General features: G+C 69.2%; 20 protein-coding genes and 2 tRNA genes. 15 read left to right on the forward strand and 7 right to left on the reverse strand.

The window, feature by feature from the left end:
* Window positions 1–203 precede the first annotated feature (203 nt).
* The 5 genes from PW843_07135 (at window position 204) to PW843_07155 (ending at window position 4,250) form a co-directional block, all read left to right on the forward strand.
* Window positions 204–2,294 carry a tetratricopeptide repeat protein gene (locus PW843_07135; protein MDE1146385.1) on the forward strand — a complete coding sequence of 697 codons (2,091 nt, stop codon included), beginning with the start codon at window positions 204–206 and terminating at the stop codon, window positions 2,292–2,294.
* Between the two features lie 146 nt (window positions 2,295–2,440).
* Complete coding sequence (rpsF, locus tag PW843_07140; GenBank protein MDE1146386.1) at window positions 2,441–2,899, forward strand: 30S ribosomal protein S6; 459 nt, start codon at window positions 2,441–2,443, stop codon at window positions 2,897–2,899.
* The gene (rpsR, locus tag PW843_07145; GenBank protein MDE1146387.1) at window positions 2,896–3,189 is read left to right on the forward strand and encodes a 30S ribosomal protein S18; all 294 of its coding nucleotides are present in this window, start codon (window positions 2,896–2,898) and stop codon (window positions 3,187–3,189) included. Before rpsF ends, rpsR begins: the two co-directional genes overlap by 4 nt.
* Window positions 3,190–3,201: 12 nt before the next feature.
* Window positions 3,202–3,765 (forward strand): 50S ribosomal protein L9, encoded by a 564-nt coding sequence (gene rplI, locus PW843_07150; protein MDE1146388.1) that lies wholly within the window; start codon window positions 3,202–3,204, stop codon window positions 3,763–3,765.
* A 131-nt stretch (window positions 3,766–3,896) separates the two neighbouring features.
* A complete protein-coding gene (locus PW843_07155; protein MDE1146389.1) occupies window positions 3,897–4,250 on the forward strand; it encodes a hypothetical protein in 354 nt (117 codons plus the stop codon).
* A 25-nt stretch (window positions 4,251–4,275) separates the two neighbouring features.
* Here the strand turns inward: PW843_07155 and PW843_07160 are convergent, their stop codons facing one another.
* Complete coding sequence (locus PW843_07160; protein ID MDE1146390.1) at window positions 4,276–4,578, reverse strand: hypothetical protein; 303 nt, start codon at window positions 4,576–4,578, stop codon at window positions 4,276–4,278.
* 236 nt (window positions 4,579–4,814) lie between these two features.
* Here PW843_07160 and PW843_07165 point away from each other — a divergent pair, with 236 nt between their 5' ends.
* Window positions 4,815–6,089, forward strand: a complete 1,275-nt coding sequence (locus tag PW843_07165; protein MDE1146391.1) for a hypothetical protein — start codon at window positions 4,815–4,817, stop codon at window positions 6,087–6,089.
* Here PW843_07165 and PW843_07170 read toward each other — a convergent pair.
* The gene (locus PW843_07170) at window positions 6,086–8,161 is read right to left on the reverse strand and encodes a methyl-accepting chemotaxis protein (protein MDE1146392.1); all 2,076 of its coding nucleotides are present in this window, start codon (window positions 8,159–8,161) and stop codon (window positions 6,086–6,088) included. The two genes, PW843_07165 and PW843_07170, sit on opposite strands and share 4 nt — an antisense overlap.
* Before the next feature lie 133 nt (window positions 8,162–8,294).
* Entirely contained in the window at window positions 8,295–8,759 is a 465-nt protein-coding gene (locus PW843_07175) for a MarR family transcriptional regulator (GenBank protein MDE1146393.1), read from the reverse strand.
* Window positions 8,760–9,034: 275 nt separating this feature from the next.
* Between PW843_07175 and PW843_07180 the strand changes: the two genes are divergently transcribed.
* Entirely contained in the window at window positions 9,035–10,678 is a 1,644-nt protein-coding gene (locus PW843_07180) for a chloride channel protein (GenBank protein ID MDE1146394.1), read from the forward strand.
* 7 nt (window positions 10,679–10,685) lie between these two features.
* Here PW843_07180 and PW843_07185 read toward each other — a convergent pair whose 3' ends face one another.
* Window positions 10,686–11,186: a hypothetical protein gene (locus PW843_07185; GenBank protein ID MDE1146395.1), complete on the reverse strand. Its 501-nt coding sequence runs from the start codon at window positions 11,184–11,186 to the stop codon at window positions 10,686–10,688.
* Between the two features lie 483 nt (window positions 11,187–11,669).
* Here PW843_07185 and PW843_07190 point away from each other — a divergent pair, with 483 nt between their 5' ends.
* The 4 genes from PW843_07190 (at window position 11,670) to PW843_07205 (ending at window position 16,678) form a co-directional block, all read left to right on the forward strand.
* On the forward strand, window positions 11,670–12,710 hold the full coding sequence (locus PW843_07190; GenBank protein MDE1146396.1) for an SRPBCC domain-containing protein: 1,041 nt from the start codon (window positions 11,670–11,672) through the stop codon (window positions 12,708–12,710).
* Between the two features lie 286 nt (window positions 12,711–12,996).
* Complete coding sequence (locus PW843_07195) at window positions 12,997–13,719, forward strand: FAD binding domain-containing protein (GenBank protein MDE1146397.1); 723 nt, start codon at window positions 12,997–12,999, stop codon at window positions 13,717–13,719.
* A 153-nt stretch (window positions 13,720–13,872) separates the two neighbouring features.
* Window positions 13,873–15,036 carry an XdhC family protein gene (locus tag PW843_07200; protein ID MDE1146398.1) on the forward strand — a complete coding sequence of 388 codons (1,164 nt, stop codon included), beginning with the start codon at window positions 13,873–13,875 and terminating at the stop codon, window positions 15,034–15,036.
* A 7-nt stretch (window positions 15,037–15,043) separates the two neighbouring features.
* Window positions 15,044–16,678: a molybdopterin-binding/glycosyltransferase family 2 protein gene (locus tag PW843_07205; GenBank protein MDE1146399.1), complete on the forward strand. Its 1,635-nt coding sequence runs from the start codon at window positions 15,044–15,046 to the stop codon at window positions 16,676–16,678.
* A gap of 16 nt (window positions 16,679–16,694) precedes the next feature.
* Here the strand turns inward: PW843_07205 and PW843_07210 are convergent, their stop codons facing one another.
* Complete coding sequence (locus PW843_07210; GenBank protein MDE1146400.1) at window positions 16,695–17,909, reverse strand: hypothetical protein; 1,215 nt, start codon at window positions 17,907–17,909, stop codon at window positions 16,695–16,697.
* 135 nt (window positions 17,910–18,044) lie between these two features.
* Between PW843_07210 and PW843_07215 the strand changes: the two genes are divergently transcribed.
* A tRNA-Val gene (locus PW843_07215) sits at window positions 18,045–18,119 on the forward strand.
* A 71-nt stretch (window positions 18,120–18,190) separates the two neighbouring features.
* Window positions 18,191–18,265, forward strand: a tRNA-Val gene (locus PW843_07220).
* A 58-nt stretch (window positions 18,266–18,323) separates the two neighbouring features.
* Here the strand turns inward: PW843_07220 and PW843_07225 are convergent.
* On the reverse strand, window positions 18,324–19,076 hold the full coding sequence (locus PW843_07225) for an SDR family oxidoreductase (protein MDE1146401.1): 753 nt from the start codon (window positions 19,074–19,076) through the stop codon (window positions 18,324–18,326).
* Between the two features lie 284 nt (window positions 19,077–19,360).
* On the opposite strand from PW843_07225, the gene PW843_07230 reads away from it, so the two are divergent.
* Entirely contained in the window at window positions 19,361–20,368 is a 1,008-nt protein-coding gene (locus PW843_07230) for an ABC transporter substrate-binding protein (protein ID MDE1146402.1), read from the forward strand.
* Window positions 20,369–20,587: 219 nt separating this feature from the next.
* Here PW843_07230 and PW843_07235 read toward each other — a convergent pair whose 3' ends face one another.
* Window positions 20,588–22,624, reverse strand: a complete 2,037-nt coding sequence (locus tag PW843_07235; GenBank protein MDE1146403.1) for an EAL domain-containing protein — start codon at window positions 22,622–22,624, stop codon at window positions 20,588–20,590.
* Between the two features lie 501 nt (window positions 22,625–23,125).
* On the opposite strand from PW843_07235, the gene PW843_07240 reads away from it, so the two are divergent.
* Complete coding sequence (locus PW843_07240; GenBank protein ID MDE1146404.1) at window positions 23,126–25,150, forward strand: serine/threonine protein kinase; 2,025 nt, start codon at window positions 23,126–23,128, stop codon at window positions 25,148–25,150.
* The last annotated feature ends 8 nt before the right edge of the window (window positions 25,151–25,158 follow it).

Genomic DNA, 25,158 nt, shown 5'->3' on the forward strand with positions numbered 1-25,158 from the left:
CATGACGGTTTCTATCAACGCGTGTGTTTCTGTCGACGTACCCCGCCAGGGTAGATGGGGAGTGCCGATCTCGCCGACAACAATTCCTGGCAATCCTGCCGGCTTTCCTGATCGACGGCCATGGCATGCGCGGGCTAGTCTGCCCTCCCGCGCGGATGTGTCTTTATAGGCGCGGATGTGTCTTTCAGGAAAGTCCCGGCCCCATGAACCGCAACCAGCGCCGCCTGGACAAGAAGCAGGGCGGCCCGCCGCCCGGCGCCCAGGCGCAGGCGCTGTTCGGCCAGGCGTCCCAGCACCACCAGGCCGGCCGGCTGGCGGAGGCGGAGGCCGGCTACCGCCAGGTGCTGGCCCTGGCCCCCCGGCATGCGGATGCGCTGTACCTGCTGGGTGTGATCCACCATCAGACCGGCCGCCCGGGGGAAGCTGCGGATCTGCTGGGCCAGGCCATCGCCGCCAAAGGCGACGCCGCCCATTTCCATGCCGCCCTGGGCACGGTGCTGTCGACCCTGGGCCGCACGGGCGACGCCGTGACCGCCCTCACCCGCGCCCTGGACCTGAAGCCCGATCAGGCGGAGGCGCACAACAATCTGGGCAACGCGCTGAAGGATCTGGGCCGGCTGGACGAGGCGGCGGCCCATTACCAGCGGGCCGTGGCGCAAAAGCCCGATTACGCCAACGCCCACAACGGCCTGGGCAGCGTCCGCCAGGCCCAGGGCATGTTGGAGGATGCGGCCGGCCACTACGCCCGCGCCCTGGACCTGAACCCGCGCCTGGTGCTGGCCCTGGTCAATCTGGGCAAGGTGCTGGTGGAACTGGGGTCCCTGGACGTGGCGGAGGCCCGCCTGCGCCAGGCGCTGGCGCTGGATGCCACCAATGGCGACGCACTGGCCAATCTGGGGGCCGTGCTGCAGGCCCTGGGACGGGCGGCCGACGCCACGGCCTGCCTGCGCCGGGCCGTGACCGTGGCGCCGGAAAACGCCGATGCGCACATGAACCTGGGCATCCTGCTGGCCACCGACCTGATGGCGCCCGAGCCTGTGCTGAAGGAGGCGCGATCGCACCTGGAGCGGGCGCGGGTGCTGCGCCCCGGCCACGCCGTCACCCTCAACAACCTGGGCAGCGTGGCCCAGCGCTTAGGCCACCTGACGGAGGCGGAGGAATTGTACCGCCAGGCCGCCGGCCTGGCGCCGGACGATGGGGAGGTGCTGAACAACCTGGCCACCACCGTGCAACTGCTGGGCCGGCAGGATGAGGCCGCCGCCCTGTATGAAAGGGTGGTGGCGCTGTCGCCCGCCCACGCCGACGCGCGCTTCAACCTGGCGCTGACCCAGTTGGCGGCAGGCGACCTGGCGGCAGGCTGGGATGGCTACGGCGCGCGCTGGCAGGGCCGGCAGCTGGCCCCGCACTGGCGCCCCTTTCCCGTGCCGCAATGGCAGGGGGAACCTCTCGCGGCCAAGCGCCTGCTGGTCTGGGCGGAACAGGGCCTGGGTGATGAGATCCTGTTCGCCAGCCTGCTGCCCGACTTGCGGGCCCGCGTGGCGGCGGAGGGCGGGCAGATGGTGGTGGAATGCGCCCCCCGCCTGGTGGGCCTGATCGGCCGCGCGTTGCCGGGCGTGGTGGTGCGGGCGCCGACATCCCCGCCCGGCGCCCCGACGCTGACCGACATGGACCTGCATGTGCCCATGGGCAGCCTGCCGGGCCTGTTGCGCCCCGGCTTGGCCGGCTGGACCGGCTCCCCCTTCCTGGCGCCACGCGACGACCTGGCCGGCCTGTGGCGGGGCCGGCTGGCCGCCCTGCCGCCGGGCCTGCGTGTCGGCATCAGCTGGCGCAGCGGCCTGATGCGCGGCGACCGGTCGGGCGCTTACACCGCCCTGGCGGACTGGGCGCCGCTGCTGACCTTGCCCGGCATCGTGCCGGTCACGCTGCAATACAGTGCGACGGAAGACGAGATCCGGCCGGTGGAGCAGGCGTTGGACCTGACGCTGCACCGCTGGCCCGACCTGGATCTGCGCGCGGATATCGAGGGCGTGGCCGCCCTGATGTCCAGCCTGGACCTGGTGGTCACCGCACCCACGGCGGTAGGGGAACTGGCGGGCGCCCTGGGCGTGCCTTGCTGGCGGGTGGGCACGGCGCACGACTGGACCATGCTGGGCACGCCCGTGCGGCCCTGGTTCGCCGGCATGGCGGTGATAGGGCGTGGCCGCGGGCCCGCCCTGGACGTGGCCGAGGCGGCGGAAAGGCTGGCCGGCCTTGGGCGAATCAGGGCTTGCCGCCCGCCGCCCCTTCCTGTATAAACCCGCGCTTCAACCGCTCCTTGCCGGTGCCTAAGCCATGGCGCCGGCTAGGTCCGTGCGGCTGATCCATCCCGCGATGCCGGAATGATCCGGCACCCTGGGGCGGCTACAGCGGCGGACCACGTAACAGCCATGGGGAGTATCAAATGGCTTTGTATGAGACCGTGCTGATCGCACGGCAGGACATCACGTCCGCCCAGGTGGAAGGCCTGACCGAAACCTTCACCGGTATCCTCAAGGAGAACGGTGGCCAGGTTGCCAAGGTCGAGCAGTGGGGTCTGAAGACCCTCACCTACAAGATCAAGAAGAACCGCAAGGGTCACTACGTCTACTTCGCCCACGATTCCGCCCCGGCCGCCGTTGCCGAGATGGAGCGTAACATGGGCCTGAACGAAGACGTCCTGCGCTTCATGACCACCCGGATCGAAAAGATCGAGGAAGGTCAGACCGCGATGCTGTCCAACAAGGGCGATCGTGGTGAGCGCGGCGAACGCGGTGATCGTGGCGACCGCGGTCCGCGTCGCTTCGAAGACCGTGGTGATCGTGGCGATCGCGGCCCCCGCCCGCCGCGTCGCACCGAAGCTTCTGAAGGAGACCGGGCATGAGCTTCACCCAGGGTAATGCTGGCCCGGGCGCTGGTGCGCCGCGCGCCGCTGGTGGCGGCGGTGGTGGCCGTCGTCCGTTCTTCCGCCGTCGCAAGACCTGCCCGTTCTCCGGTCCGAACGCTCCGGCGATCGACTACAAGGACGTGAAGCTGCTGTCGCGCTTCATTTCCGAGCGGGGCAAGATTGTGCCCAGCCGCATCACCGCGGTTTCGGCCAAGAAGCAGCGTGAGCTGGCCCGCGCCATTAAGCGCGCCCGCTTCCTCGCCCTGCTGCCTTACATTGTGAAGTAAGGAGTAGGAACGATGGAAGTCATTCTGCTGCAGCGCGTCGAGAAGCTCGGCCGCATGGGCGAAGTGGTGTCGGTGAAGCCGGGTTTCGCCCGTAATTACCTGCTGCCCCAGAAGAAGGCCCTGCGCGCCTCCAAGGACAATCTGGCTTTCTTCGAAAGCCAGAAGGTGAAGCTGGAAGCCCAGAACGCCGAGCGCAAGGTTGAAGCCGAAGCACTGGCCAAGAAGATCGCCGACCTGTCGGTGATCATCATCCGCCAGTCCGGCGAAACCGGCATCCTGTACGGCTCGGTCAGCGCCCGTGACGTCGCCGAAGTGGTCACCGCCACCGGCACCGTCATCGAGCGTGGCCAGGTCGCCATCGACACCCCGATCAAGACCCTGGGCCTGTTCAAGGTCCGCCTGGTCCTGCACCCGGAAGTGTCCGTGGCCATCACCGTGAACGTCGCCCGCACCACCGAAGAAGCCGGCCTGCAGGCCGCGCGCGGTGGCATGGTCGCCGGTCGTCGTGATGACGAGGACGAAGAGGAAGAGGTGGTGGAAGCCGCCGATGAGGCCACGGAAGAGACCGAGGCCTGATCCTTCTTCGGATCGGTTGAGTATCGAGACGGCGCGGTCCTTCGGGGCCGCGCCGTTTTGCTTTGTTGCCCAACACCCCTTCCCCGGCTAGCGTCAGCGCCGATACGGTGGACGATGGGGAAACGACGATCATGGCGAATGACAGGGGCGGCATCCGCCAGGCCGCCAAATGGGTGGCGATCATCGGCCTGGGCGGCAACCACGTCCTGGCCTATCAGCAGGCGGTGGACCGCATCCGCGCCCCGTCGCGCGCCATCGCCGACATGGCGGGCGCCATCGGCCAGGTCTTCGGCCGATCACCGGGGGAATTCAAAGCAGGCGACCTCAGCTTCAGCGAAAAGGTCGACCTGTTCGTGAATCCCTACACCTCCATCCGCGACATGGCGCATTGGGAAGGGTTGAACCACCTGCTGTTCTGGCCAGGATTGGCGGCACTGGCCCTGTTCCTGGCGCTGACGTTTGGTGGATCACGACGCGTCATCTAACCGCCTGCCCCCTTTAGCCCCGCGCTTACGAAGAAGTTTCCAAAGAGTAAGCGAAAAGAATATCACCGCCAGACGTGGCGTAGGCGATGGTATATCCGGCATAAACTGGAACCTTAACAGCCGTCCCAAGCGAAATCTTCTCAACAACTATATTGCCGTGGTTTATCTGTAGCGTGCTACCGTTGCCACCACTCTCGAAATTTATGCTGAGCGTTCCCGCCGCGCCTATAATTATATTGCCGGAGGAGGCCGCTCCCCCATTGATCGCCACCCCCCATAACGGAGCGGAAGAGGCATCTTCTGATTTTCCAACGCTCTCCGTGACCATATTTCCAGTCTCCTCGATTCAGGGGAATATTACGGCGAGAATTTAATAGTCACATGCGCCTTACTAATTGTAAATCATCTAACCATGATGGATGAGGGGCGCTTCCCGGCAGGGCAGTTGATCTTGAGGATGCTACTCTTGATCACGGGCCCTGAAATGACGAGCCATGCCATGGACTTCCAATCACCCTGCAGGTTCGGCAAGCAATGAAGGCCCGCGGCGCGTTTTTGGCGTCCTTGGCCGCCATACTCGTCTTTCTGCTCTTCTTTCAGGCTTCGGCGGGAAGCCCGCCGCGCGCTGACATCACCCTTAGCCTCCAAGGCGCCAGCCTGCGCGCCGACTATCGCCTGGACCAGCCGGTCACCAGCCTGCACCTGGGCCAGGGGCCTGTCGCCTGGCAGAACCCGGTGTGGCGGGTGGCGACGCCGGGCATGGTGCTGCAGAACCAGGAGGTCCGGGCGGCGGACGGCCGGGCGTTCAAGGAATTCACCCTGGTGGTGAATGAGGACCGCCGGGTGGTGGACCGCACCTACCCGGTGCTGATCCGCCTGGGCGATGGCGGTTTCCTGGTCTACGGCCCCTTCCTGCGGGCCACATCCGGCACCGCAACCCTGCTGGCGAAAGGATCCGTCCCCACCTTGCCGGACGGTGACAGCGCCCTGCGCGGCTACGTCTTCGTGGGCGCCCCCAATTACATCGCACCGGTGGACGCCCGCCGGCCGGACCTGGGCCGGCTGGTGGCGCGGCCCGACCTGCCGCCGCAATGGAAAGCGGAGGTGGCGCCGGGCCTGGCGGAGGCGCTGGCCTATTACCGCCAACGCCTGCCCCTGCGCGATGGCGTCACACCCATCGTCGTCTACAAGGACCGGCCCGACCCGGTGCTGCGCGGCAATGTCACCGGCGGCGGCATGCTGCTGTTGCAGGTGGGGGGCGTCTGGCGGGTGCCCCGGCTGGAGATTCGACCGGAACGCAACCGCCTGCTGGCGCACGAGGTGTTCCACCTGTTCCTGCGCCGGCACGACAACGCCGATTTCCCCGACTGGATGAACGAGGGTGCGGCCGATTACGCCGCCGGCCTGGTCATCCGCCACGGCGCACCACCCAGCCTGGGGGAGGTGCAGTTGCAACTGGACCTGTGCGTCACCAGCTTGGCCGACCGGCCACTGGACAGCCCGACCACCGTGGCCCGCAACCGCATGCCCTATGCCTGCGGCTTCGTCGCCCACTGGATCGTCGACACCGCCCTGCGCCAAGGCCCCGGCCGTGCGGGCGGCAACGACACCCGCCTGTTCGCCCTGTGGGCCGACATGGCGGCGCGCGACGGTGCCACCGCCGGGGACGCCCTGCGCCAGGCCGTGGCCCCCTCACCCGCCGCCGCCAGGGCGCTGGCCCTGCTGCTGACGGGCAGCGGCGGGGACCGCTGGCCGCAATGGGCCGCCGCCATCACGCAGATGGGCGTGGCGGCCCGGTACGTGGGGGGACAGGACCCCCGGGTGGTGGTGGCACCCTAAGCCGCGCGGATGCCGTTCAGGAACTGGTCCACCGCCTCGCGCAGGCGATTGGCATCGCCGGTCAGGCCGTGCGCCGCCGCGTGCATGTCGGACACCGCCCGGCCCGTCTCACCCACCGCGGCCGAAACCTCAGCCACGTTGAGAGACACGTCGCGGGTGGCGTCCGCCGCCTGGCGGACGTTGCGGCTGATCTCCCCGGTGGCGGCGGCCTGTTCCTCCACCGCGGCGGCGATGGCGGTCGACACCTCGCTCATGTCGCGGATGGAATGGCCGATGGTGCCGATGGCGCCCACCGCCTGGTCGGTCGCCTTCTGGATGGCGGTGATCTGCGCGCCGATCTCCTCCGTCGCCTTGGCGGTCTGGCCGGCCAGTTGCTTCACCTCGTGCGCCACGACGGCGAAGCCCTTGCCGGCCTCACCGGCCCGCGCCGCCTCGATGGTGGCGTTCAGCGCCAGCAGGTTGGTCTGGCTGGCGATGTCGGTGATCATCTTGACCACGTCGCCGATGCGGCGCGCGGCCTCCGCCAGGCTGGCCACGGTCTCGTTGGTCTGTGCCGCCTCACCCACCGCCCGGGCGGCCATGGCGCTGGAATGGGCAACCTGCTGCCCGATTTCACGGACGGAGCTTTCCATCTCTTCCGTCGCGGCCGACACCGTCTGCACGTTGCCGGAGGTCTGTTCCGCCGCCGAGGCCGCGGCCACCACCTGACTGGAGGTGGCATCCGCCATGCCGCCCAGGGCGCCGGCGATCTGCGTCAGGTGGCCGGAGGACGCGTTGACGGACTGCAACACCTCCTGCACCTGGCGGTCGAATTCACCCACCAGGGCATCGACGGCACGGGCGCGGCGTTCGCGCCCCTCATGCTCCTGCCGCTGCGCCTCTTCCAGGCGCTGTCGCTCCAACGCGTTGTCGCGGAAGATGGCCAGCGCGCCAGCCAAGTCGCCGATCTCATCCCGGTTGTCGGCATAGGGGATGTCGGCGGCCAGGTCGCCCTTGGCCACACGCAGCATCACGCCGGTCATGGCGGTCATGGGGCCGGTGACGCGGCGGGTCACCATGACCATGCCGGCGGCCCCCAGCAACAGGCAGATGACCACCAGGGCGCCATCCACCGCCAACCGCACGGCGGCGGCCGTGCCCTGCGCCTGCGCCAGGCTGTCCGCCGCGTCCAGCGCTGCGGTGGAGACGGCGGCCAGCACCTCGAACGAGGCATTGGAACGGGCCATCCACTGGTCCAGGCTCACGGGCGACGGCGTGCCGGCCAGCACCGCCTTCTCGATGGTCTCGTGCAGGCCCAGCACTTCCTTGAAATACGCGGCATCGCCGGCGGCGATGGCCTGGCGCACGCTGTCGGGAATGTCCTCGCGCAGGCTCAGCGCCTTGGTCAGGCGCCAGCCGGCCTCCAATTGGCCGCGATAGCCGGCGGACTGGATCTGCATGGCCGGGGTGTAGGGCTGGCCCTGCAAGGCGAACATCAGCAGGTTGCGCTCCAGGCCCGCCGTGTCGCGGGTGACGTAAGCCGCGTCCTTCAGCGCGATCAGGCTGGCGAAGGCCGGGCTTTCATGGCTGATGCGGGCGCCCACGCTGGTGCCCGCCTGTTCCAGCTTGCCCACCAGGGCGTCGGTCGCCGCCGACCAGTTCTTGAACAGGTCGGCCGGGCGCTGGTCCTGCGGCTGGGCCACGGCGGCATCGGCAACGGCGCGCACCTCATCCAGGGCCTTGCGCGCGGCCTTCAGCGCCGGTGCGCTGACACCATCACCGCAATCCAGCACGGTGCACTCGGCGATCACCTCATCCATGGCAGCGTTGGATTTGGCGCGCAGCGCCATCACGTCGGCCATGGCGGCGGGGGAGGCCAGGGTCTTTTCAGGAATCAGGCGCTTCACGGCGCCGCGCTCCAGCCGGGTGCTTTGCAGGGCGCGAAAGACGTCGCCCACCGCGTCGCCCATGCGCGCGGCGCGCGCGGCCCGGCGATAGTCGGTGTAGGCGCTTTCCGTGGCGATGCCCAGCACCACCACCAGCACAGCCAGCAGGATGCCCAGCACCGCGTTCAGCAGGACGGCGATACGCACGGACTTGAAAAACCCTGAACCCTTGAATTGCCCAGACACCCCGGTACCCCCTGGCCCGCTGGTCCCGACGACGGCCGGAACATCAATGCAGGTCTGCCACCTAAGCTTGGGCGAACGAGGTACCCCGGACCACCTATACGGAAGGATCGGATTGGCTCGGGGGCTGCACCGAAAGCTGATCGAACAGGGGCCGGATCAATGGCGTGAGGCGGCGGATTTCCTGACGATGGGCCAGCGACAGGGCGGCCAGCACCGCCTCCGCCGCCGGGGTCAGGCTCAGCACCACCTGGCGCCTGTCCCCCGGCCCCGGCCGGCGCACGACCAGCCCATGGCTTTCCAGCCGATCCACCAGCCCCACCGCACTATGGGGCCGGACGCACAGCCGCTCCGCCAGTTCCCCCACCGTGACATGGTCACGACCGGGGAAACCCTTGATGGCCAGCAGGGCCTGGTGCTGCTGCGCCGTCAGGCCCGCCCCCGCCGCCGCATCCTCGCTGAATGACAGGAAGCGCCGCAACAGATGGCGGAATTCCGCCAACAGCACGTAGTCGGCCTTGTCCAAGGCGGGGGTGTCGGCGGGGTTTTGGGGGTGCGTCATGAGGCGGAGTCCGGGCGGCCTTGAAAAATCGACGCCTTTATAAATATCGCAGTACGATATATTAAGGGCGCGAACCGGCGGGAACGCCGGCCCTTCCCTTATAAGCGGTAACGATGATGGCAAGCGATGCGCCGATGACGTCCTCCCGCCCACCTCGGGACATGCCCTGGGTGATTTCAGCGCCGACCGGCGCCTGCCGATGCTGATGGCCATGGCCGTGCTGGTGGGGGCTGCCGGGGCCGGGGCCGCCTGGGTGCTGCTGCGCCTGATCGACCTTGCCACCAACCCTGGCCTATTTCGGCCGGATCAGCGTGGCCCCGGCCCGGCCGGTGGACAGCCCGCTGGGCTGGTGGATGGTCCTGGTCCCGGTCGCGGGCTGCCTGATCATCGGGCTGATGGCGCGCTACGGTTCCGAAAAGATCCGGGGCCACGGCATTCCGGAGGCGATGGAGGCCATCCTGGTGGGCCGCAGCCGCATCCAACCCAAGGTGGCGCTGCTGAAACCGCTGTCGTCCGCCATTTCCATCGGGTCGGGCGGTCCCTTCGGCGCCGAGGGCCCCATCATCATGACCGGCGGGGCCATCGGATCGCTGTTCGCGCAGTTGTTCCACCTGACGGATGCGGAGCGCAAGACCCTGCTGGTGGCGGGTGCGGCCGCAGGCATGAGGGCCACCTTCGGCACACCGGTGGCCGCCATGCTGCTGGCCGTCGAACTGCTGCTGTTCGAATGGAAGCCGCGCAGCTTCATCCCCGTGGCCGTGGCGGCCGCCGTGGCCGCCGCCTGCCGCCCGGCCCTGCTGGGGGCCGGCCCCCTGTTCCCCCTGGCCGACAGCGCGCCCCTGCCGGCCCTGGGCCTGCTGCTGTGCGCCGTGCTGGGTGTGCTGGCCGGCCTGGGATCGGGCGTGCTGACCCGCCTGGTCTATGGGTTCGAGGATTTGTTCGCCCGCCTGCCCCTGCACTGGATGTGGTGGCCCATGATCGGCGGCCTGGCGGTCGGCATCGGCGGCCTGGTCGATCCCCGCGCCCTGGGCGTGGGTTATGAGAACATCGCCGCCTTGCTGCATGCCGGCATGGGCATGGACGACGCCCTGCGCCTGGTGGTGGTCAAGGCGCTGATCTGGGCCATCGCCCTGGGGTCCGGCACCTCCGGCGGGGTGCTGGCGCCCTTGCTGATGATGGGGGGCGCCCTGGGCGCCGTGTTCGGCCTGACCGTCCCTTACGGCACGCCCGGCGACTGGGCCCTGGTGGGCATGGCGGCGATGATGGGCGGCACCATGCGGGCGCCGCTGACCGCCATGATCTTCGCACTGGAACTGTCGCACGACATGGGCGCCCTGCTACCGCTGGCCATCGCCTGCACCCTGTCGCATGGCACCACGGTGCTGCTGCTGAAACGCTCCATCCTGACGGAGAAGGTGGCCCGGCGCGGCCATCACATCGTGCGTGAATACGGGGTCGATCCCTTCGACACCCTGCGTGTCGCCCAGATCATGGTGCGGCGGGTGGACACGCTGGCCAACGGCATGACCTTGGCCGACGCCGCCGCCTTTTTCCTGGACGGCGCCGACCGCCACAAAAGCTATCCCGTCGTGGACCAGGACGGCCGGGTATTGGGTATGGCATCCCGCGCAGACGCCCTGGTCTGGACACGGCAGGCGAATGACGGCCACACCCTGGCCGATCATTGCGCCGACAGCCCGCTGGCCGCCGCCTATGAAGATGAACTGGTCGGCGCCGTGGCCGACCGCATGGCCGACAGCGGCCACGGCCGCCTGCCGGTGCTGGACCGCGATACCGGCGCACTGGTCGGCCTGGTGGCCCGGCGGGACCTGCTGGCCGCCCGCGCACATGGCCAACGCCAGGAACGGGGTCGCGAAGCACTGCTGCGCCCCGGGCGGCGGATCAAACAGGGGGCGTGAGGAAAACTCAGACGGTGAGTTCCACGTGGTGGATCTCGGCGTTCTGCGCCAGCAGCGCCTGTAGGTAGGTTGAGATCTTGCGGGCGCCATCGCTGTTCACCGCCAGGCACTGGCGCAGGGCGTCGGCCAGACGGGCATTCTCCAGCCGCTCGGCATCGCTAAGGCCGGCGTGCTGGGGTGCAAGGTGGTCCACGATGTGGGCCAGTTCCATGCCGGGCTGGGGTTCCGCCATCGGGGCGCCGTCACGCACCAGGCCGCGTAAATTCTGCTGCAGCCGTTCCAGATGGTCGGGCGCCAGGGAGCCGGTGGGGTCGACCTCATCCACGATGTCGTCGAATACCGACCGGCCGTGGCGTTGCCCTTCCTGGGGCTGGCCGTCCCGCTGGCGCCGCCGGTCCTGCTGCCGCGCCTCACGTTCCTTCACCGCGCTCACCCGGTTGACGTTCAGCTGCGCCGCCGGCGGATGGGCGGGGCTGATATCGGGAATGGGGACGGGCGTGACAATCATGATCTCACCACCGTAGCGCGAATCGGAAATGCCGGCAAGATGGCACGGCGATTTCCTCAATAGACACCATGGACTGGGGCAAAATTTTGGCATGCCTGGGCGGCCATCCCCCGCATCCATCACAATCATTGAAAGATCACCAGGCCAAGCGGCACCGTTCTCCATCTGCCGCCAGCCGAAAATGGAAAAACGGATTCATGGCGAAATTTATAGATGACGACACCGGCAATAACGATTTCACCCAACCACTGCCAATTCCTGTGCCCTTATCCAGTGCCTTCTTTACAGGTCGTAATAATGATGGTCCGGGTAAAGGGGCTGCCAGGCCACCGGCCTTATGGTCTAGATCGCCCGACAACGCTTTCCTGTCAGCCGCACGGCCCTTTTCCAGCAGGAGGCTGTCATAGGCCGGACGGGGGCTTGCCCCGGCCGGGCGCGCCCGCTACGGTCGCGGGCCAGGGCCAATAAAAAGGACCGGTCATCGTGGACATCAACGGCGAATATTTGATCGCGTCACCCCGTGACCGGGTGTGGGCCGCGTTGCATGACGTCCGGCTCCTGGGCCTCAGCCTTCCCGGCGCCGAACAGGTGGAGCAGGCCAGCGACGGCAATTTCAGCCTGATCACGACATCGGCGCACGGGCCGCTGGCCGGCCGCTTCCACACCGCCGTCACCGTGTCGGAGCCGGTGCCGGCCGAGGCCGCAACACTCACCCTCGACATCCGCCAGGGGGCGGACGCCGTGGCACAGGGTACCGTCCGCGTTGCGCTGCACGACGCCGCCAACGGGCACACGCTGCTGACCTATGCCGCCGATCTGATCGTCAGCGGCGCGCTGTTGCACGTGGGGGCCCGGCCCCTGCACACCGCCGCCGCCACGCTGGCCGGCACCTTCATCAACAACCTCGCGGCCACCCTGGCGTCCGCCCATCCGGTCTTCGCCGAACCCGCCGTGGACGCCGCCGCCATCGCCGAAGTCGTGCCTGAGGAAACCATGCCTGAACCCACCGTCCCGCCGGAGGAAACCGCAACCGCCGACGCAACGCCCATCGCGGAGGCCAAGCCCAAGCGCACCCACAAACCCAAGGCGGTGCCGCTGTCGGCGCCGGCACCGGAGGAGCCACCGCCCCAGGCGGAGGAAATCCCCCTGGTGGAACTGGCCCCCCTGAGCGAGGCGCTGGCCCCAACCCTGATGCTGGCCGCCCAGGAAGAGGCGGCGCTGAAGGCAGAAACCGCCCAGGAGGCGGCGCAGGCCGAAACCCTGGAGATCGACGCCCCGATGTCAGAGGCGGAGGCCCACGCGGCGGCGGAGGCCCACGCCCGTGCGGTGGAACACCAGGTGCGACCGACGGAGGCCGAGGCCCTGGGCTCCGCCGGCATCTCCCTGCCGCCGGAACCGGCCGCCCCCAACGGCGTGTCCCCACCGGCCCTGACGCCGCCGCAGCCCCATCCCGGCCTGCGCCCCATGATCTGGATCCCCATCCTGGTCCTGATCCTGCTGCTGCTGATCGTCCTGATCCGCTGAGAGGGCCCCCAGGAAACATCGGTGACTTCGACGCGCGGGGCTCCGGTCCCGCGCGCCATTGGCATTACACCCCGCCGTCCTATTGATAACGAACGCCACCCCCCTTAGCCTTAGGCGAGAGCGGGGGATATATACCACCCTGGGTGTGGCGGGCCGTCGCAGCGGCCGATGGCGCCGCACGGTATGACACCCCGGCGCGAGTAAGCTGAAGAGGCCAGACCAGAACGACAGCACGAAGACGACCAGGACCAGCGACCATAACGGCCCGGCTGAAGGAGGAACGCCCATGCATCCCGTGGACTTTCACCACCCGACCCGACCCACCCCGGCATCCAGGCCCCCCGACCAGGGCGTCCCCGCCCTGACCGGCATCGCCGCCACCGCCGACGGCCTGATGGTCGGCGCCTTCGCCACCCACACCACCATCGCCGCCAGTCCGCTGGTCGCCCGCATCCTGCCGGCCCTGGGCCGCCTGGCTGGCGGCGTGGGCGACCGCCGCAACCGCGATCACGACACCATCGGCGCACGGCTGGGCAATATCCGGCCCGGCGGCGCAATGGATGAAGAGGGCGATGGCGACTATCCCGCGGCCCTGCTGGCCCTGGACGCCACCCTCCATGCCGCCGCCCCGGCCGGCCGGCGGCGGCTGGCGGCGCAGGAGTTCCTGTCCGGGAACGCGGTGGCGCCCGATACCCTGCTGGCCGTGCATTTCCCCCGCCCGCGTCGGGCCGCCTACGCCCGTTTCCGTACCCCCCAGGATCACCAGGCCATCGTCGGCGTGTTCGTCGCCGATACGCAGACGGGCGCCCGGGTGGTGGTCAGCGGCGGCGCCCCGGGCATCTTTCGCTGGACGGCGGCGGAGGACGCGCTGGATCAGGACTTCAGCCCCGACGCCCTGGCCGGCCTGGCCCTGGACACGGGCGCGTTCAGCAGCGACGGGCACGTCATCGCCGCCTACCGCGCCCTGGTGGCGGCCGCCACGGCGCGCCGGGCGGTGGCGGCCTGCTGAAGCACCGGGCGGCATCGTCGCGGATATGGCATAATCCCAGTTGCGCCCGGTGGGGTTCATCGGCCAAACCTGGGATGCCCCCCTGGCGGATTGGCGGGCCGGACCCCATCTGGCTGGTGGCCCGTCCGGGCATATTTGACGCTTCGGGACCCCATGGCCGCAGACACCCTTCCCCCGCAATCCGTTTCACCCGCCCCGGTGCCCGATGCACCGGTGGACGACCTGTCCATCCTGCGCACGGTGGACGGCTGGCTGTCCCAAGGCCAGGTGGCGGCCATCGCCACGGTGATCGCCACCTGGGGCTCCTCCCCCCGTCCGGTGGGCAGCAAGCTGGCGGTGGATGCCCAGGGAAACATGATCGGGTCCGTCTCCGGCGGTTGCGTCGAGGGGGCGGTAGTGGAAGAGGCCCTGCGCGCGCTGGCGGATGGGGAACCCCGGCTGCTGACCTTCGGCGTGCCGGACGAACGCGCGTGGGAAGTGGGCCTGGCCTGTGGCGGCACCGTGCGCATCTATGTCGCCCCCATCGGACCCGGCCACGGCATCAGCCGCCGCCGCCTGCTGTCGGCGCTGGTCGCCGCGGCCGACGCCAAGCGCCCGGCGGCCCTGGTCACCGACCTGGCCACCGGCCAGCAAACCCTGCTGGAGCCCCGTGCGGAAGGGGACCGGCAATTGGGGGAGGTGGCGTTGCCCGTCTCCGTCCGCGACGCGGTGCTGGATGCCATCGCCGACGACCATTCCGCCCTCATCACCTGCGATGGGGACGCCGATGGCGAATGGTTCGCGCAGGTGTGGAACCCGCCCCTGCGCCTGGTCATCATCGGCGCCGTGCACATCGCCCAGGCGCTGACCCCCATGGCCCGGCTGGCGGGGTATGAGGTCACGGTGGTCGACCCGCGCGCCGCCTTCGCCAGTGCCGCGCGCTTTCCCACCACCACGGGTGTCAGCTTGGTCGGCGACTGGCCGGACGACGCCGTCGCCGCCCTGGCGCCCGATCGGCGCACGGCCGTGATCACGCTGACCCATGACGCCAAGCTGGATGAGCCCGCACTGCGCGCCGCCCTGGAAAGCGATGCCTTCTTCATCGGCGCCCTGGGCAGCCGCAAGACCCACCACCGCCGCCTGGAACGGCTGGCGGATTTCGGGCCCACCGCCCTGGAACGCATCCACGGGCCCGTCGGTCTGGACATCGGCGCGCTGACCCCGGCGGAGATCGCCGTTTCCATCCTGGCGCAAGTGACCCTGGCGCTGCGCGGCGCCAAGGCCGGCCGTTCGGTGCCATCCGGCGCGGTCCGCAAGGCCGTCTGTTTCGGAGCGTGATGCCACCATGCGTTTCGGCCCCCTCACCCTCGCCGATGCCGAAGGGGCCGTGCTGGCCCACAGTGTGAAGGCTGGCGATACGCGCCTGCCCAAGGGCCGCGCGCTGACGGCCGATGATCTGGCCCAGTTGGCCGCCGCCGGGGTAGCGGAGGTGGTGGTCGCCCGCCCCGATGCGGATGAGGTAGGCGAGGATGGCGCCGCGACCCGCGTGGCCCGCGTCCTGGCCGGGCCGGGCCTGAACCTGACGGCGGCGGTGACGGGCCGCGTGAACCTGACGGCCGCCGCCCCCGGCCTGCTGCTGGCCGACGCCGATGCCATCAACCGCCTGAACCGGGTGGACGAGGCCGTGACCGTGGCGACCGTGCCGGCGTACGCGCCGCTGGCGGCCGGCGCCCTGGCCGCCACCATCAAGCTCATTCCCTTCGCCATTCCCGAAAGCCTGCTGGACCGGGTGGAGCGCATCGCCGGCGAGACGGGGCCCGCCCTGCGCCTGGTACCCTGGACCGGCGTGCGTGCCGGCCTGGTGCAAACCCGGCTGCCCGGCCTGAAGGTCTCGGTCCTGGACAAGACGGCGGCCGTCACCGCCAGCCGCCTGGCCGCCGTGGGCGGCACGCTGGTGGCGGAACGGCGCACCGCCCACGATGCCGCCGCCGTCGCCGCCGCCCTGGCGGAACTGGACGGGCTGGACCTGCTGCTGGTGATCGGGGCCTCGGCCATCACCGACCGGCGCGATGTCCTGCCCAGCGGCATCGAGCGGGCCGGCGGGCATGTGCTGCATTTCGGCATGCCGGTGGATCCCGGCAACCTGATGCTGCTGGCGCGGTTGGAAACCACCCCGGTGCTGGGCCTGCCCGGCTGCGCCCGGTCCAGCCATCTCAACGGCTTCGACTGGATATTGCAGCGTCTGGCGGCCGGGCTGGACGTCACGGCCGCCGACATCATGGGCATGGGCGTGGGCGGCCTGCTGGTGGACATCCCCGACCGTCCCATGCCCCGGGCACCCAAGGCGCCGCCCCAGGCCAAGCCGGCCGCACCGAACGTGGCGACCCTGGTGCTGGCCGCCGGGTCGGCCCGGCGCATGGGGGCCAACAAGCTGCTGGCGGAATACGGCGGCCAGCCCCTGGTGCGCCATGCCGTAGCCGCCGCCGTGGCCGCCAACCCCAGCCGGGTCACCGTGGTGCTGGGCCATCAGGGCGACCTGGTGCGGGCAGCGTTGGCCGGATTGGAAGTGGATTTCGTCGAGGCCCCCGACCACGCCCAGGGGCTCAGCGCCTCACTGAAGGCCGGGCTGGCCACCGTGGCGCCGGGGGATGCCGGCGTGCTGGTCTGCCTGGGCGACATGCCGCGCGTGGACGCGGACGTGCACCGCCGCCTGCTGGGCCGCTTCACGCTGTCAACCGCAAGCGGCAACGGCGCCATCGTCGTACCGGTGGCCGAGGGGCGGCGCGGCAACCCCGTGCTGTGGCCCCGCGACCTGCTGCCGGCCATGAACGCCATCACCGGCGACCAGGGCGCCCGCGCCCTGCTGGCGATCCATGCCCCCCGGGTGGTTGAGGTGCCGGCCGACGGCGGCGTGCACCTGGACGTGGACACGCCCGACGCGCTGGCCGCCCTGCGGCGGGAACTGGAGCCTGTCTCTTAAGAAGGCGCCAGTCCCATCAGTCCAGCCGCCAGCCTTTATAGAAGGCTTGGCGGAAGGGATCGGCATGGGTCATGGCGCGGGCCAGCACGTCCAAGCGCCCCACCCGCTGTTCCATCCGTGCCAGGCCCGGCGCCCCGAACAGCCGCAGCCACTCCGCCGCGCGATGGGCGTCGGATTCGTTGCAGGACAGGGCGTGCAGGATGGCGGCGTCGGCCTCCATCGGCTCATCGCGCGGCATGCGGTGGATCAAGGCGGCGCAAAGCAGCCTCAGCCGCTCGTATTCCTCCGCCGTCAGCATGCCGTTGCCCGACAATTGCGACACCTGGCCACCCAGGAAGGCATCCGCCGCCAGGATGCGCTCCGGCCAGGGCGCCTGCAGCAGGCGCTCTTGCGCGGTGGCGTCCAGCGGAGCCAGCAATTCATCCAGGCGCTTGTCCACCGCCAGCGGCGTTTCGGCGTAGTGGGAAAAGTCCAGCTTGGCCACAAGATCGGCCGGCAAAACCTCCGCCGCGTACCGGCGCCAGTTCTCCGCCTTCTGGGCGTGGACCATGGGCTGGTCGGTCAGCTTGTCGAAGGACAGGTCCTCCTGCCCTTCGCGCAGCAGGGTGATGCGCAGCGGCAGGGCCTTGACCGGCACCATGGCCACACCATCCAGGTATTGCCGCAGGATGATCTCGGGCTGGAAGACGTTGTAGCGATAGGTCTCCATCCCCCGGGGCAGCCAGTTGGCGAAGGCGGCGTACAGGCGCATGAAGGCCGGCCGGCCGAAGGCGAACTGGTCGTTGTACCCCTGCTCCGGGTGCCAGCTGTCGGGCGTGACGATGGCCCGTTCCTGAAACCAGGCATCGAGCATATGGTCGTCGAAGCGGCTGTCGTAGCGCACGCGCAGGATGGCATCGAACGGTGCTGCCTTGCCGTCGGGCCCCTTGTGCGCCAGCGCCAGGCCCAGGCTGAGACCGACGGCATGGAACATGTCGAAGATGGAAAAGGGCGGGCGGTAGTGCCAACGCTCCGCCATGCGCCGCTTCTCATCGGCGAAGGCCGGTCGCGCCGTCACCAGGTGCGCCGCCGGGCGATAGGCCGCCACCAGGGCCGCCACCTCATCCTCCGGCACCTCATCCCACAGATGCAGGAAGGTGGTGACCTCATGCCCATCGACGAAGCGGCGCAAGCTGTCGATGCAATGGCGCCAGGTCCGCGGCTGACCGCTCAGGCACAAGGCGACGCGCATTCCGATCCCTTCCAGACAACATCCAAAGCCGGCCGTCCGGCCCGCCAACGCCCCCAGAATGGATTTATCGTTCCGCCCGAACAAGCATATTGACACCCGCCCCGCCGCCCTCTACAAACCGCCCCCACGACGAATGGGCGCGTAGCTCAGCGGGAGAGCATCGCCTTCACACGGCGGGGGTCGTAGGTTCAATCCCTACCGCGCCCACCATTCGTTGAAAGTAACATGATCAAGCACTTAGATCATGTTACGGCCATTTGATGGCCGCCCTTGAAGCAGATGGGCGCGTAGCTCAGCGGGAGAGCATCGCCTTCACACGGCGGGGGTCGTAGGTTCAATCCCTACCGCGCCCACCATCTGCTTCCTCAATCTTTCCTTCCAAATTTGCCATATCAGAACTCGTGGCGTTGCCGCTCACGCCAGCCCTACGTCGCGTGCCAGGTTCAGGAAACGCAGGCCGCAATCGACGGCGATGTCCTGGTCGGTGATGGTGTCGTGGTTCAGCAGGAAGACGACGGCGTCGGCCACCTGCTGCGGGTCGGGCGTCTGGTCCAGGGGGTTGCGGCGGCTCAGGCGCCGGAATTCCGCCTCATCCTGGCCGGGGGCCGGCAGGACGTAGCCCGGTGAGACGCTGTTGACCCGCACGCGCGGCGCCAGGGCGCGCGCCAGCACGCGAGAGGCACCGGCCAGCGCGTATTTCGACAGCGTGTAGGACAGGTGGTCCGGGTTGGGGTTGGCCAGCTTGAAATCCAGGATGTTGACCACCGCCCCCCGCTGGTCCGCGCCCAGCCCCTGATATAGGGCGCGGGTCAGGACGACAGGCGCCAAAACGTTCACCGTCTGGTGTGCCAGGAAACCGTCCGCCGTCAGGCTGGCAGCGTCATCCCATTCGAACAAGGAGGCGGAGTTGACCAGGCCCGCCAGCGGGGCGCCGGCGGCTTCGGCGGCACGCGCCACCAGGGTTTCCACCTGCGCCGGATCGCCCAGATCGGCCTGGACCACCGCCGCCCGCGCGCCTAAGGCCCGCACCTCCTCCGCCGTGGTGGCGGCGACATCGGCCGAGGCATGGCAATGCAACACCACGTCCCAACCACTGCCGGCGGCCGTCAGCGCGATCAGGCGGCCCAGGCGCTTGGCCCCGCCGCTTACCAGCAGCCAGCGGCTCATGCCCGCCCCCGTGAGGGGACGGAGACGTTCGGGCGGGCGAAGGATGGCACGACAGCAGGCATGGGATTCCGAAGACGGGGTGGAGGCCATCAGAGTCTTACAGGCCGCCTTTCCCCCACGGCAAGCGGCTAAATCCCGGAGCCCCCCAGCCGGCTGTCTGGCGGGCGCGGCAATCGCCCCCATGGCCACCGCTTCCCTCCCCCCGGCGTCGCCGCTATGCTGCCGCCCTTGGCCGCCCTTCCCGGCGCCTGGACACAACCGTTTCAGAAGAATGGGGAATTCCGATGTCCGTCCGTTCCGCTCGCCATCATGGCCGCCGCACCCTGTTGAAGGCGGGCATCGCCTTGCTGGCCGTGGCCACCGCCTGGACCGGGGCCGCGCGCGCCGCGCAAGCGGCGGAAAAGCTGGTGTTCATGCTGGACTGGCAGGCGGAGGCAGAGCACGGCGGCTATTACCAGGCGGTGGCCGAGGGCCTGTACCAGAAGGCCGGGCTGGACGTGACCCTGGTGCCCGGCGGCCCGGGGATGAGCGCGCAGCAATTGCTGGCCGCCGGCAAGATCGACGGCACCATCGGGTCCAACGCCTTTTACGTGCTGAACCTGGTGGAGGCCGGCGCCAAGGTGAAGGCCGTGGCCGCCATGTTCCAGAAGGACCCCACCATCCTGATGGCCCATGCCCAGAACACCAGCAGCCTGGCCGACCTGAAGGGCCGGCCCGTGTTCCTGGGCGACCCCAGCATCAACACCCTGTGGCGCTGGCTGAAAAGCAAATACCCCTACAGCGATGACCAGATCCGCCGCTACACCGGCAACATCGCCCCCTTCCTCACCACCCCCACCGCCGCCGTTCAGGGCTATGTGACCAGCGAGCCCGCCGCCGCCAAGAAGGCCGGCGCCAACGTGAAGATCTTCCTGCTGGCCGACCAGGGTTATGACGGCTACAGCGGGCTGGTGATGTTCAACCAGGCCTATCTCGGCCAGCACACCGCCGCCGTCCGCGCCTTCGTCGACGCCACGGCCGAGGGCTGGCGCCACTACCTGCACGGCGACGCGGCCGCCGCCGACGCCCTGATCCACAAGGCCAACCCGGACATGGACCTGGAGACCCTGGCCTATGCCCGCAAGGCGCTGCTGGACAACGGCATCGTGGAGGGCACACCCGCCATCCCCGACGCCATCGGCCACATGACCGCCGCCCGCTGGGACAGCTTCACCGCCGACATGAAACGCCTGGGCATCTACAAGGCCGGAACCGAATGGAAGGCCGGCGTGGAGATCCCGGGCGTGCCCTGAGTTTTTCTGTTCCTCAGGCGCCGGCAGGGCCGTCCGGCCCTTTGGCTATCCTCGTTTTGCAGTCCGCCTTCGGCTCCCCGCAAAACTCCGGCGGACGCGGTCGCGTCCTATGGTTTTTCTGTTCCTCAGGCGCCGGCAGGGCCGTCCGGCCCTTTGGCTATCCTCGTTTTGCAGTCCGCCTTCGGCTTCCCGCAAAACTCCGGCGGACGCGGTCGCGTCCTATGGTTTTTCTGTCCCAGGCGCCGGCAATAAGGCCATCAGGTTGGCTTCCGGCATGGGTTTGCCCAGCAGGTAGCCCTGGATGATGTCGCAGCCGAGTTCGCGCAGGCAATCCAGCTGGGGTTCGGTCTCGATGCCTTCCGCGATGGTTTCCAGGCCCAGATGGTGGGCCATGGCGATGACGGCGGCCACGATCTGGCGGCTGGCCTCGTCATGCGGCAGGCCATCGACGAAGGATTTGTCGATCTTCACATAGGTGGCCGCGAACTTGCGCAGGTAGGCCAGCGAGGAATAGCCGGTGCCGAAATCGTCGATGGCAAAGCGGAAACCGTTGGCGCGCAGTTCATGCACCGCCTGCAAATTGCCTTCCGCGTCGCCCATCAGGGCGCTTTCGGTGATCTCCAGGGCGATATCGGCCGAGGTGCAGCCCTCCTCCTCCAGAATGCGCAGCAGGCGGTCGCCGCAACCGCCATCGCGCAACTGCACGGCCGACAGGTTGACCGCCATCTTGAAGCCGGTCACGCCCCGGGCGCGGATGGCGCGCACGGTGCGGCAGGCGGTGCGGAACACCCAGTCGCCCAGCGGCACGATCAGGCCCGTCTCCTCCGCCACCGGGATGAAGCGGGCGGGCGACACCGGCGCCAGATCCTCCGGATGGCGCCAGCGCACCAACGCCTCCGCCCCCATCAGGGTACCGCCCAGGCCGCTGGGATCGGGCCGGTACTGCGGCTGGTAGACCAGGCTGAAGCCGTCGGTGTCGGCGCCCTGGCCGCTTCCAGTCCCCGTCCCTTCCAGCGAGACGCGCAGGCCTTCCTCGATCCAGGTGCGGTCACGCACGCGGTCGCCGATCTCCGGCGTGAAGAAATGATAGCGGTCGCGGCCCGCACTCTTGGCGGCATACAGCGCCACGTCGGCATGGCGCAGCAAGGTCTCCCACGTGTCGCCGTCGCCGGGCGCCACCGCCACGCCGATGGAACAGGCCAGCCGCACCTCCCCCCCGCCGGGCCCGTCCAGCAACAGCGGCTGCTGGAAGGCCGCGACCAGGCGGGCGGCCACCTGGCTGACGGTGGTGATGGCGCCGTCGCGGTCCATCATGTCGCTGCTGCCGGCCGCGGCCCCGCCGGTCAGGATGACCGCGAATTCATCCCCGCCCAGCCGAGCCACGGTATCGCCCGGCCGCACCGTGCGGCGGATGCGTTCGCCCGCCGCGATCAGGGCGGCATCGCCGGCGGGATGGCCCCGCGTGTCGTTCAGCAGCTTGAAATGATCCAGGTCGATCAGCAGCAGGGCCATGGGCGCGCCCTCGCGCCGGCTGGCCGCCAGCGCCAGGCGCACGCGGCCGATCAGCAGGGTGCGGTTGGCCAGGCCGGTCAGCGGATCGTGGAAAGCCAGGTGGCGGCTGCGTTCCGCCGCCTCCTTCTTCTCCGTCAGGTCGCTGAAGACGGCGATGTGGTGGGTGATGTTGCCGGCATCATCGCGCAGCAGGGTGATGCGCAGCCATTCCGGATAGATCGTGCCGTCCTTGCGGCGGTTCCAGATTTCCCCGGCCCAGGTGCCCTCGTCCCGCAAGGACCGCCACATGACGCGGTAATATTCGGGGCCCTGGCGGCCGGAATTCAGCATGCGCGGGTCGTGGCCCAGCACGTCGGCCGGGCTGTAACCGGAAATGTCGGTGAAGGCGCGGTTGACCAGGACGATGCGGTTGGCGGCGTCGGTGACGATGATGCCATCGACGCTGTGCTCTATCACCCGACCGGCCACGCGCAGGTCGCGGTTGGCCAGCGCCAGTTCGGCCGCCTGCGCCTCCGCCTGATGGCGCGCCTGTTCCAGTTCATGCGTGCGCTGGCGCACCAGGCCGCGCATCACCTCATGCCGGCGGATGCGGCCATGGACAAAGGCCGCCAGGGTCAGGCCCGACACCACGCCCACCGCCACCAGCCCAGCCTCCAGCGCGCCGCCCATGCCGGTCTCGCGCCCCAGGTCGGCGGCGAACAGCCCCGTGAACGACAGCACGGCCAGGCTGGTCCCGGTCGCCAAGGGGGACCACCGCCGCCCCCTCGCCACCGGGGCCGCGAGCTCCGGAGACGGTGCCGGGTCGGAAGGATCATCGCCGGAAAGCAACATGGCGTTGGTTCCTGAAGGAAGAAGGGACACCAGCAGGCTGGGGGGATGAAGGCGATTCTGCAAGCGGTGGGCCTGAAGGCAACGGGATCATTGGTCTGGAGAACGATGCGCTGGCCAGACCGTACGGGACAGACATGATGCGTCAAGCCCGGTGATGAGGATTTGATCCAACGCAATCCGGCGACGATGCCGCCCAAGCGCTGAGAAAAGCTTAAGAAAACTGAAGCTTAGGTATTGCAAACCTTGGTTTGGCGTGAATGGGAATTCTGCAACTTTCCCTGAAACGTCATTGATGTCATTGCCTATTCCGGCTGGCTGTCTTGTTACCGCAACCCGCCGTCGGGCATGATAGCAGGAGAGCATCAAGGCGCGCCGGGCGGCCACGCCCGGACAGAATGACCCAAACGGGGTACCATGGCGGCAGAACAAGATTCCCTGGGTTCCGACCTGGGACCGATCGACCTGGGCGGCCGGGCCGAGATCCAGCCGGGGGCCCCCCTGCCCGCCTTCGACACGCCGGGCGGCCGCGCCTATCTGTGCCACCGCGCCCGGGAAAAGAAGACGGAACTGTTCGCCATCGTCTGCGACCGGTCGGTGCCGCCCCGCATCGACGCGATGAGCAGCTTTCGCGCCATCGACAACAACAACCTGCTGCACCTCATGGATTGGGGCGTGGTGGACTGGTCGCCGGAGAATCGGCGCCGCTTCGTCTGCGTGTTCGAACGGCCGTCCGGCCGCCGCATCATGGAACGCCTGGACGATGTGATCGAGGGTGTGGCCGACGACGCCCTGCTGCGGGTGGTGATGCCGCAGCTGGCCACCGTGCTGCGCGACATCGCCCAGCGCAGCCTCATCTGCGGCGCGCTGAACCCCACCAACCTGTTCATCCGGGAATCGGCCGCCGCCGCCGTGGTGCTGGGCGACTGCGTCAGCCTGCCGCCGGGGTACGCCCAGCCGCTGATGTTCGAGCCGCTGGAACGCGCGCTGGCCGACCGCAACGGCCGGGGCAACGGCACCATCGCCGACGATCTGTTCGCGCTGGGCGTCACCCTGCTGACCCTGTACCTGGGCCGCGCCCCGGCGCGCGGCATGGATGAGCAGAGCCTGCTGCAGGCCCGCATGGACCGGGGCACCTACGCCACGCTGACGGCCGGCGTGCGCGTGCCGCAGTCGCTGGTGGAACCGCTGCGCGGGCTGATCACCGACGACCCCCGCCAGCGCTGGACCCTGAACGACCTGGACATGTGGATGCAGGGCCGGCGGCTCAGCCCCAAGCAGGCGCAGTTGCCCAAGCGGGCGCCCCGCCCGCTGGAATTCCAGGGCAAGGAGATCTGGCACGTCCGCGGGGCGGCCTGGGCCTTTTCCAAGGCGCCCATCGCCGCCGCCCAGATCATCGAGCGCGGCGACCTGGACCGCTGGCTGCGCCGGTCGCTGAACGATGAGGCGAGGGCCGACAGCGTGACCAACGCCATCCGCAGCGCCACTTCCGGCGGCCGCGCCTCCAACATGGAGGAACGGCTGGTGGCGCGGGTGTGCACCGCCCTCGATCCCACGGCGCCCCTGCGCTACAAGGGCCGCGCCATCATGCCCGACGGCTTTGGCAGCGCGCTGGCGGAAGGCATCGCCAATGGCGAGGGCGGACAGGCCGTGGCGGAGATGATCACCGGCCAGCTGCCGGCCTTCTGGATCAGCGTCCAGGCCGAATACCGGCCGGAACAAGTATTGCTGATCCACCAGTTCGATGCCGTCCGGGCGGTGCTGGAGAATACCAGCCCCGGATTCGGCATCGAACGCGCGCTTTATTCCCTGAACCAGATGGCGCCCTGCTACAGCCCGACGGTGGCGGACTGGTACGCCCTGACCCTGGGCGACCTGATGGCGGCACTGGACGCCGCGGAGACCGGCGGCACCACCGGCCGCGACCCCATGGACCGGCACGTGGCCGCCTTTATCGCCACCCGCAACCCCAAGCTGAACGAGCGCCTGCTGGCCACCCTGGCGGCGGAGTCGGCCCGGCGGCCGGTGGGCGTGCTGGCCATCCTGGCCGACACCCAGCGCCGCGCCGGGCCGCCCAAGGTGCCAGGCCTGGCAACGTGGATGACCGGCATCCTGGAGCCATCCTTCAAGCGGTTCCGCAATCTGCGCAAACGCGAAGAGGTGCGGCAGGCCGCCCAGAAGGCCGCGCGGGAGGGTGTGCTGGACGCCCTGCTCAGCATCGTGGACGATCCCAAGGCCCTGACCCAGGACCATCACGGCTTCATCGACGCCATGCGCAAGCATGAGGGGCTGACCGCCCGCATCGGCAAGATCGAGGATACGCTGGGCGATCGTAGCGAGATCGCGGCCTCAAAAGGCAAGCGCGTGGCCGCCATGGTGGCCAGCGGCATCTCCCTGGCCGGGTTGGCCGTGATCGTCACCTTGATGGCGGGGCTGAAGTGAGCCAGGGT

This window comes from Azospirillaceae bacterium, assembly GCA_028283825.1.
Taxonomy (GTDB): domain Bacteria; phylum Pseudomonadota; class Alphaproteobacteria; order Azospirillales; family Azospirillaceae; genus Nitrospirillum.